Here is an 8,748-nt window from a genome sequence, read left to right as displayed (position 1 = left end):
AATATGATTCTATCATTGTCAGTTCGTCTATGGTAAGATGTTTGTAGGTCATTTATGGTTACACTCCTTTGTTTTCTTTCGTCGGAAATACAATTTGAGTGTACCATAAATGCCTTTTTATTTTTCTAACTTAATTTTACAATTCGCGCTTATAAAAATAATAGACACTTCTAGGGATTTCTAATAACCGACACAACAAAGAAACAGTGTAATCCTTACACCATTTTTCAATAAATTGAACAAGCGAATTTAGGTTTTCCGAGAGAATATGGCTGCGGCTTTTTTTAAGATTTCAAGTTCCTCATTTAAACGAGCATTTTCTTTTCTCAGTTCAGCTACTTCTTTTCCAGTCAGTCCTGTGGACTGATCAGGTAAATATAAATTCTTCCATTTGTAAATCGTTGCTTCAGATAAGCCATATTCTTTCGCTAACCCTCGAACAGAACGTCCAGTTTGATTCAGTTCAACAATCATTTGTTTAAAATTTTCTTCATATCGGGTCATAAAAATTCATCCTCTCGTAGATAAGTTTAATTTATTCTTGTCTCTACGAAAAGCTGTCTAAGATTTGATACTAACACCAGACTGGCCAACAGATGAACCTTACACATTTGATGCAGTAGTAATGAACCCACCTTATTCGGCTAGCTGGTCAGCAGATACGACCTTCTTAGATGATTCTCGGTTTAATCGTTATGGAAAATTAGCGCCAAAATCCAAAGCAGATTTTGCGTTTCTTCTTCATGGTTTCTATCATTTGAAGGAAACAGGGACTATGGCCATCGTCTTGCCACACGGAGTTTTATTCCGTGGCGCTGCAGAAGGGGTCATTCGTCAAAAATTATTAGAAGACGGCAGTATTTACGCCGTGATTGGTATGCCTGCGAACTTGTTCTTTGGTACATCGATTCCAACGACGGTGATTGTATTGAAAAAGAACCGCCAAACTCGAGATGTATTATTCATTGACGCTAGTAGAGAATTTGTCAAAGGGAAAAATCAAAACAAACTATCGGAAGAAAACATTCAAAAAATCCTCGAAACCTACGCTGAAAGAAAAGATGTTGAGAAATACGCTCATTTGGCAACCTTTGATGAAATCAAAGAAAATGACTATAACTTAAATATCCCACGCTATGTAGATACTTTCGAAGAAGAAGAACCAATTGATATGGTTCATGTCGGAAATGACATCAAGAAGATACGACAAGAACAGCAAGTGCTAGAAAAAGAACTTTTGGAAGCTATCTCTTCCCTGCAAACAACACCTGAAAATGAAGCGTGGTTACAAGGCGCGTTGGAGGTGTTCAAACATGAGCAATAATACACAACCAGAAATTCGGTTTCCAGGATTTATGGAAGATTGGGAAGAGCGTAAGTTAAATGAGTTAGCAGAGTTCAATCCCAAATCAGACTTGCCTGAAAGATTCGAATATGTTGATTTAGAATCTGTGGTTGGAACAGAGTTGGTCAGACATAGAACGGAAAATAGATATTCCGCTCCTTCAAGAGCCCAACGCTTAGCTAAAAAAAATGATGTGTTTTATCAGACAGTGCGCCCTTATCAAAAGAATAATTATCTCTTTGACTTACCTTATGATAACTACGTTTTCTCAACAGGTTATGCACAAATGAGACCTATAGGTAATGGCTACTTTCTTTTGACTCTAATACAAGAAGAAAAATTTGTAAATAGAGTTTTAGAAAGAAGTACAGGAACAAGCTACCCAGCTATAAATTCAAATGATCTTGCAAAGTTACCTGTTAAAGTACCAGCTGACATTCAAGAACAACAAAAAGTCGGCACTTTCTTCAAACAGATTGACAATACCATCAACCTCCATCAACGTAAGTTAGATTTGCTGAAGGAAACGAAAAAAGGCTTCTTACAAAAAATGTTCCCTAAAAACGGAGCAAAAGTGCCAGAAATTCGGTTTTCTGGTTTTACGGAAGATTGGGAACAGCGGAAGTTGGGAGAAATCGTTCAAATTACCATGGGGCAATCTCCAAATTCGGAAAATTATACAGAGAATCCAGAGGACTATATTTTGGTTCAAGGAAATGCTGATATGAAAAACAATAGAGTTGTACCAAGAGTTTGGACTACGCAAATTACAAAACAAGCAGAAAAAGGTGACCTTATTTTAAGTGTTCGAGCTCCAGTTGGAGACATCGGAAAAACTGATTATGATGTAGTTCTAGGACGTGGAGTTGCAGCAATTAAAGGAAATGATTTCATTTTCCAACAACTTGGGAAAATGAAAGAGTCTGGCTACTGGAATCGATTCAGTACAGGATCAACATTTGAAAGTATTAACTCAAATGATATTAGAGAAGCTTTAATTACTATTCCAACCGGAGAAGAACAACAAAAAATTGGTGCCTTCTTCAAGCAGCTAGATGATACGATCGCTCTTCATCAACGTAAGTTGGATTTACTAAAAGAAACGAAAAAAGGCTTCTTACAAAAGATGTTTGTCTAGGAGGGAAGAAAAATGAAAATTAGTCACCGTGAGGAAGCGGAAGTCGAAGAACAGTTGATTCGTGTACTGGGGGAAGGACATAATCAGTGGACGTATCGTCCCGATCTAAAATCAGAAGAAGATCTTTGGATCAATTTACGTCAAAAAATCATCTCAAATAATCAAGCGGAACTGAATGATTCTCCTTTGACCGATAAAGAATTTGAAACGATTAAAACGGAATTATTGCTACGGACGAAAACCCCATTTGATGCTGCGAAATGGTTAAAAGGTGAAAATGGGATGGCTCGGATCACGATTGAACGGGAAGATTCGCAATTAGGTTCTGTCTCACTTATCCTTTATTCCAATCAAGACATTGGTGGAGGAATCTCTACTTATGAAGTGGTCCATCAAATTGCAAAACGTGGAAGTAACATAGAAGCACGGGATCGACGTTTTGACGTCACCTTATTGATCAATGGATTACCGATTGTTCAAATCGAGTTGAAACAAGTAACCGCAAAAGATGGTTTTTATCAGGCGTTTAATCAAATCAAAAAATATGCAGAAGAAGGCATGTTTCGGAACAATATCTTTTCGACCTTACAGTTGTTTGTGGTTTCCAATGAACAAACGACCCGGTATTTTGCAAATGCCTTACCGAAGGATTTGCATCCTAAGTTTTTATTTAGTTGGCGAACGAAAGATAATAAAAAGGTAGAAAACTTATATGAGTTTTGCAAACAAGTGCTAAATATCCCGGATGCCCATCGCTTGATTGCGGATTATACGATTGTCAGTGAAGATCAAGACAATAAAACCCTCATGGTGTTACATCCTTATCAAGTGCATGCGATTCAAGCCTTGTTTATTGCCGCAAATAAACATCAATCAGGGTATGTGTGGCATGCGACTGGTTCAGGAAAGACGTTGACTAGTTTTGTATCTACTAAGCTTTTAGCACGAAAATCGGGGATCGATCGAACGATCATGTTAGTGGACCGCAAAGATTTAGATAATCAAACCACCACAGAGTTTACGAAATTTGCTTCGGAATTTAATACTGGGATTTCTTCCGGGAATGCCAAAGCGAATAGCTTGATCGTGGGAACAGGAAGTGCCAAAGAGTTAAGTGAAACCCTGTTGGCAGATGCCAATGCAAATGTTGTGATTATTACAACCCGTCAAAAGCTAGATGCGGCGTTGAAATATGCAAAGAAACAAGAAGAGAAAAAAGGAACCAATCGCTTCCAAAAATTAATGGGACAACATATCGTGTTTGTAGTAGATGAGTGTCATCGAGCGTTAAGTGCTGAAAATATGGAAGAAATCAAAAAAATGTTTCCGAAATCCACTTGGTTTGGCTTTACAGGTACGCCGATTTTTCCTGAGAATCGGAAACAAGCCAAAGGGCAATTGGCACGTACGACCCATGATCAGTATGGAGAGGTCTTGCACACCTATACCATTAAGAATGCGCTAGAAGATGGCTCTGTCTTAGGATTTCAAGTAGAGCATGAAAACACCGTGGAGCCGACTTCATTAGAGAATAAAATCTATCGGAAATTAAAAGAAGTAGAAACATATGCAGAGTATTCATCAGAACAGATCAATCGTATGATCGATCAAATGGAGCCTGTCAAAAAAGAAAGTTATTTGGACCCTGCTGTTTTTGAAGCAGATGAACATATCCAAAAAGTCATTCATAAAATGTTCCGTCCAGATAATGCCTATACAAAATTTGATTTTCGAAATGGCCGTCCAACGAAGTCTGCGATCTTAACCACGAGTTCCATTGACATGGCCAAAAAGTATTATCGAGCGATCAAAGAAATGACGAAAGAACCTGACTGGTTAACAAAAGAGTTTCCTAATCAGCCCATTCGTGAAGGAAGAACGATGGAGGATCCTGATTTTCCACGAATCGCTATTACCTATTCATTAGAAGAAAACAGCCGAGATTCAAGTGTCCAACAAGAAGAAATGCAAAAAATTATTGAGGAATATAATCAGTATTATGATACTGCCTGGTCATTAGCAGACATTGAGCGTTATAACGGAGATATCAATAATCGTTTGGCACGAAAAAGAGCGGAATTTAAACAATTTGGGAAACAAATCGATTTAGTGATCGTAGTGGATCGTCTATTGACAGGTTTTGACGCTCCTACGATTCAAACCCTATTTGTGGATCGTAATCTAGAGTATGCAGGATTGATCCAAGCTTTTTCACGTACGAACCGTACGTATCCAGAAAAAACAAAAGGACTAATTGTTACTTTCCGAAAGCCAGCGACAATGGAGAAAAATGTCGAGGATGCGACAAAACTGTATTCAGAAGCAAAAGAAGAATCGGGATTGATTTATCCAAGTTATCAGGAATCCAAAAAAAGATTCAAGCAAGCATATGGTAAGTTAAAGGAGGTTTCATCAATAGAATCCATTGATGAACATACGCCACTTGAAATCCGTATCGAGTACGTCAAAGCATTTCAAGAATTGAATCGTGCGTATGAATCGTTAGTGACTTATGACGATTACAATGATGACATGGTGAAATCTCCAACTTTGAACAATCAAATTCAACTTTTGGAAGAACAAATTGGCGTGTACGAGACCGTGAAGGGTTCATTAATAGAGGAAGAACCAGAAAAAGAGGGAGAAGATTTTTCAACGATCGAATTTTATAGTGAAAATACCACTAAGTTGTATGATATTGATTCTACTTATATTGATCAATTACTAGGAACTTATGCTGCGAATAGTTCAGATGCACGAGAAGAAATTGAAAAAGCTTTGGCTAAATTGAATAAAACAGAAGGAGTCAAAGAAGTTTACCGACAAATTTTAAATGCATTTGATGTGGGGACTTTAGATGGTAATGAAGATATCTTTGTCATTAAACGTCGCTATTTTACACAAGCGAGTGATGATTTGATTCATGTCTTTTCCAATGAGTGGTTTGTTTCTGAGAAAGAATTACATGCTTCTAATCTGCAATATCTACCAGGTGAAGATCCAATTCCTAATATGAAAGTAATTATCAACAGTAAGGATTACGAAGGATATAAAGCCAAACATCCAGAAGCCAAGCCATTTAAATACCCACAAGAAATGAAGCGAGCCTGGCGTAAAATGTTAGATGATGAGTTGATTCCACTTGAGAATGAATTGAGGTAAACGAGAAAATTGAAGAAATTGTATGATAAACATGTTAATAAATGATGCTCGAAATAAAATTTGGTTTTATTTTTACATTGATACGGTAAATAAAATTTGAAAGTAGAAGAAAATATGAACAACAATGAAACAAAAAAAACATATGAACTAAGAATAACTGCTGATGAGATTAAATCAACAGACCCAACATTTACTATGAAGAATCTAAGCTTAGGGGATAATTATCAACCAAAAGATGCTTACTTCCGTACGGCAGAAGGCGAAATAACTAGAAGAAACTACGGTAAAAATGAACGGAAAATTTCAAATCAAACATTACCGCGATTAGCTATTCAAATGTTTGAACGATCGATTGTTTCTCTACCAGAAAGCGAAAGAGCAACATTTCCTGTGTGTCGATATCACTCAGGGGATGAGATAATACGAGGGATTTTTCCAGATGTTGACAGTTTCAAAAAAAAAGGAAGTCCATTGAATTTTTGATTTATAAATATAATGAAGACAAGCAGATAGTCATCTATTGTTGGAGTATTTTTTCAACTTTATTATTTGTACAAGAATGTTTGAAACGTTTTGGAACATCTGGGGATGAATTTATTCTTGTTTATAAAGGGAAAGAGAAAAAGGAAATACGAGTAGGAGAGACTCAGACTATGACCAATCATTTGCTGAAATCATATGTTTCACATTTGCTCAAATCTAAAAACCTTATTCTACGTGGCGCTCCTGGAACAGGGAAAACATTCCTTGCAAATGAAATGGCAGCTGATGTCGTTTCAAATGGAAGAACTACACAAATCAATGAATTGAGCGAAGATGAAAAGAGCCGAATTGGATTTGTCCAGTTTCATCCTAGCTATGATTATACTGATTTTGTCGAAGGTTTACGTCCAACCACATCCGATGATGGCGTTGTTAGTTTCACATTGAAAGATGGAAGCTTTAAGAGCTTTGTTGAAAAAGCAAAGAAAACAAAGAAAGTAAATGGACAAGATAATTTTGAAGAAGCTTGGGCTAAATTTTTTGATGCGGTAACGGAAGCTAGTATAGAGGGAGAAGGCTACAATAAACTTAAAACATTGACTGGGAAACCAGTACGCAATCTTCTCGCCTATGAAAGAAATGAAATTCAAGGCGTTTATCCTGCAAAAACTACTACTTACATGAACCATGACCAAATTTATAATGTCTATCGTGGATTACCTGGTACGCCAAAAGGTGGATTTGATGCTTATCGAAAAGCGATTGTAAAACACTTAAAAGAAGAATTTGGCTTAAAAAACTACACGGCGTCAACGGTAGATTCTACGAATAACCAAAACTATGTGTTTATCATTGATGAAATTAATCGGGGCGAAATTTCCAAAATTTTTGGCGAATTATTTTTCTCAATTGATCCAGGGTATCGCGGGCATAAAGAAGGTGTTTATACACAATATGCGAACCTCCATGAAAATCCAGAAGAAAAATTCTATATTCCTAATAATGTTTATATTATTGGGACGATGAACGACATTGACCGTTCTGTTGATACTTTTGATTTTGCTATGCGCCGGCGATTTACTTTCTTAGAAATAAAGGCAGAAGATTCAGCACAAAATATGCTGACTCAAGAGAAAACAAAAGAACTTATGACGCGTTTAAATGAGACGATCGTTACCAAAGAAAAAGGTGGATTGTCAACTGATTACCAAATTGGTGCTAGTTACTTTTTAAGTATCGATAATGGTGAGGAGACAATGGAACAATTATGGGATACTAAGTTATATCCATTATTGAAAGACTATTTTCGTGGTGAACATAAGGCGAAAGAAAAATTAGGAATACTAGAAAAGGTATACTCTAATGACGGTGATTTAGATGAAGCTGAAACCTCTACACGATAATCAAGAAATCAATGACTCAGTTGTGCAACATCCAATCATTACGAACTTAGTTAATCGTGACTTAAGTAGTTTAGAGAAAGAAAATTTTATTATCTTTCCGCAACAGTTAAATCAATCCAAGGATCTAAGTGAAGATAACTTGATATTTCAATCAAGAAATGGAAAAATTTGGACTTGTAATGTCGTAGGTATCCTTAGCGATTCAACAGATGAATTAAGAATTCATTCTAGATTCGCTAATCAAATGAAGCATGAAGATTTCTTTTTACGTTATATGCTTCAGCGTGTTTTGAATTACAACGTGATTAATGATCATTTTAGTGCATCTAAAAAGATGACATACTACGATTTGTTGGTATTTCTCTTTCCTTATTATCTGAATGAAGCAATGTGTAAAGGGATATACAAAGAATATGTCAAACGAGAATACAATAATGCCAATATCAAGGGAGCTGTTGATGTTGCAAAACACATCCGTTCGAATGTTCCTTTCGTTGGAAAAGTTGCTTATCGAACACGAGAGTTTAACTATAATAATCACCTAACCCAGCTTATTCGTCATACTATTGAAAAAATCCAAAATGAGTACGATTTCTTACTTAGTGGAGATGAGGATACGAAAGAAAACGTGGTTCTAATCAAACAAATAACACCTGGTTATGCTAGATTAAATCAATTTAATATCCTTCAAGAGAATATCCTTCATCCAGTCAAACATAGTTATTACGAGGAGTATTCGGCTCTTCAACAAATCTGTATCCAAATTTTATCGGAAGAAAAATCAGGATTTGGAAGTGATAAAAATCAAATACATGGAATCATTATCGATGTGTCTTGGCTATGGGAAGAATACATTGGGAAAGTCACTGGTTGGAAACATTATGGCAGAGATAAAGGGTTAGCAACAATGCATTTATTTCAAGAGCCCAACCGGTCCCCACGATATCCAGATTTTACATTTAATAATATACCAATTGATACAAAATACAAAAAACATCTTGATACTAGAAATGACTATAATCAGTTAGTCACATATATTCATATAATGAATTTAGACCAAGCAGATACAATGAAAGGCGGCTTTCTGCAACCTACTTCCGATCCCCTTCCTGCAAATCATGGGTATAAAAAAATAGGCATATTAAGCGGGCTAGGAGGAGAAATATTCACATATCATTTTTTCATTCCGCAAGCTGCGTCAAGTTATTTGGAATTTG

At 36.3% G+C, this 8,748-nt stretch carries 4 protein-coding genes and 2 pseudogenes; 5 read left to right on the top strand and 1 reads right to left on the bottom strand.

The window, feature by feature from the left end; all coding sequences use genetic code 11:
• Positions 1 to 249: 249 nt before the first annotated feature.
• Positions 250 to 504: a transposase gene (locus KFO35_RS13450; RefSeq protein ID WP_000199136.1), complete on the bottom strand. Its 255-nt coding sequence runs from the start codon at positions 502 to 504 to the stop codon at positions 250 to 252.
• Positions 505 to 574: 70 nt separating this feature from the next.
• Between KFO35_RS13450 and KFO35_RS13445 the strand changes: the two are divergent.
• The 5 genes and pseudogenes from KFO35_RS13445 to KFO35_RS13425 all read left to right on the top strand — a co-directional run.
• Positions 575 to 1,324: pseudogene (locus KFO35_RS13445) on the top strand (N-6 DNA methylase); the annotation flags it as partial.
• Positions 1,314 to 2,483 carry a restriction endonuclease subunit S gene (locus KFO35_RS13440; protein WP_024634819.1) on the top strand — a complete coding sequence of 390 codons (1,170 nt, stop codon included), beginning with the start codon at positions 1,314 to 1,316 and terminating at the stop codon, positions 2,481 to 2,483. The pseudogene KFO35_RS13445 and the gene KFO35_RS13440, both read left to right, overlap by 11 nt.
• 12 nt (positions 2,484 to 2,495) lie before the next feature.
• Positions 2,496 to 5,645 carry a type I restriction endonuclease subunit R gene (locus tag KFO35_RS13435; protein ID WP_024634820.1) on the top strand — a complete coding sequence of 1,050 codons (3,150 nt, stop codon included), beginning with the start codon at positions 2,496 to 2,498 and terminating at the stop codon, positions 5,643 to 5,645.
• 114 nt (positions 5,646 to 5,759) lie between these two features.
• Positions 5,760 to 7,531 (top strand): annotated as a pseudogene (locus KFO35_RS13430) (McrB family protein).
• The coding region (locus KFO35_RS13425; protein WP_211140345.1) for a 5-methylcytosine restriction system specificity protein McrC at positions 7,506 to 8,748 on the top strand (1,243 nt) is incomplete at its 3' end. The pseudogene KFO35_RS13430 and the gene KFO35_RS13425, both read left to right, overlap by 26 nt.

The organism is Enterococcus lactis (genome assembly GCF_015751045.1).
Classification (GTDB): domain Bacteria; phylum Bacillota; class Bacilli; order Lactobacillales; family Enterococcaceae; genus Enterococcus_B; species Enterococcus_B lactis.
The sequence above is the reverse complement of the archived record's forward strand: the minus strand, read 5'-3'. Positions and strand labels throughout refer to the sequence as shown.

Excerpts from the sequence above, each read along its gene's own strand:
- KFO35_RS13435 (WP_024634820.1), top strand. The coding sequence starts at position 2,496 with ATGAAAATTAGTCACCGTGAGGAAGCGGAAGTCGAAGAACAGTTGATT.
- KFO35_RS13440 (WP_024634819.1), top strand. The coding sequence starts at position 1,314 with ATGAGCAATAATACACAACCAGAAATTCGGTTTCCAGGATTTATGGAA.
- KFO35_RS13450 (WP_000199136.1), bottom strand. The coding sequence starts at position 504 with ATGACCCGATATGAAGAAAATTTTAAACAAATGATTGTTGAACTGAAT.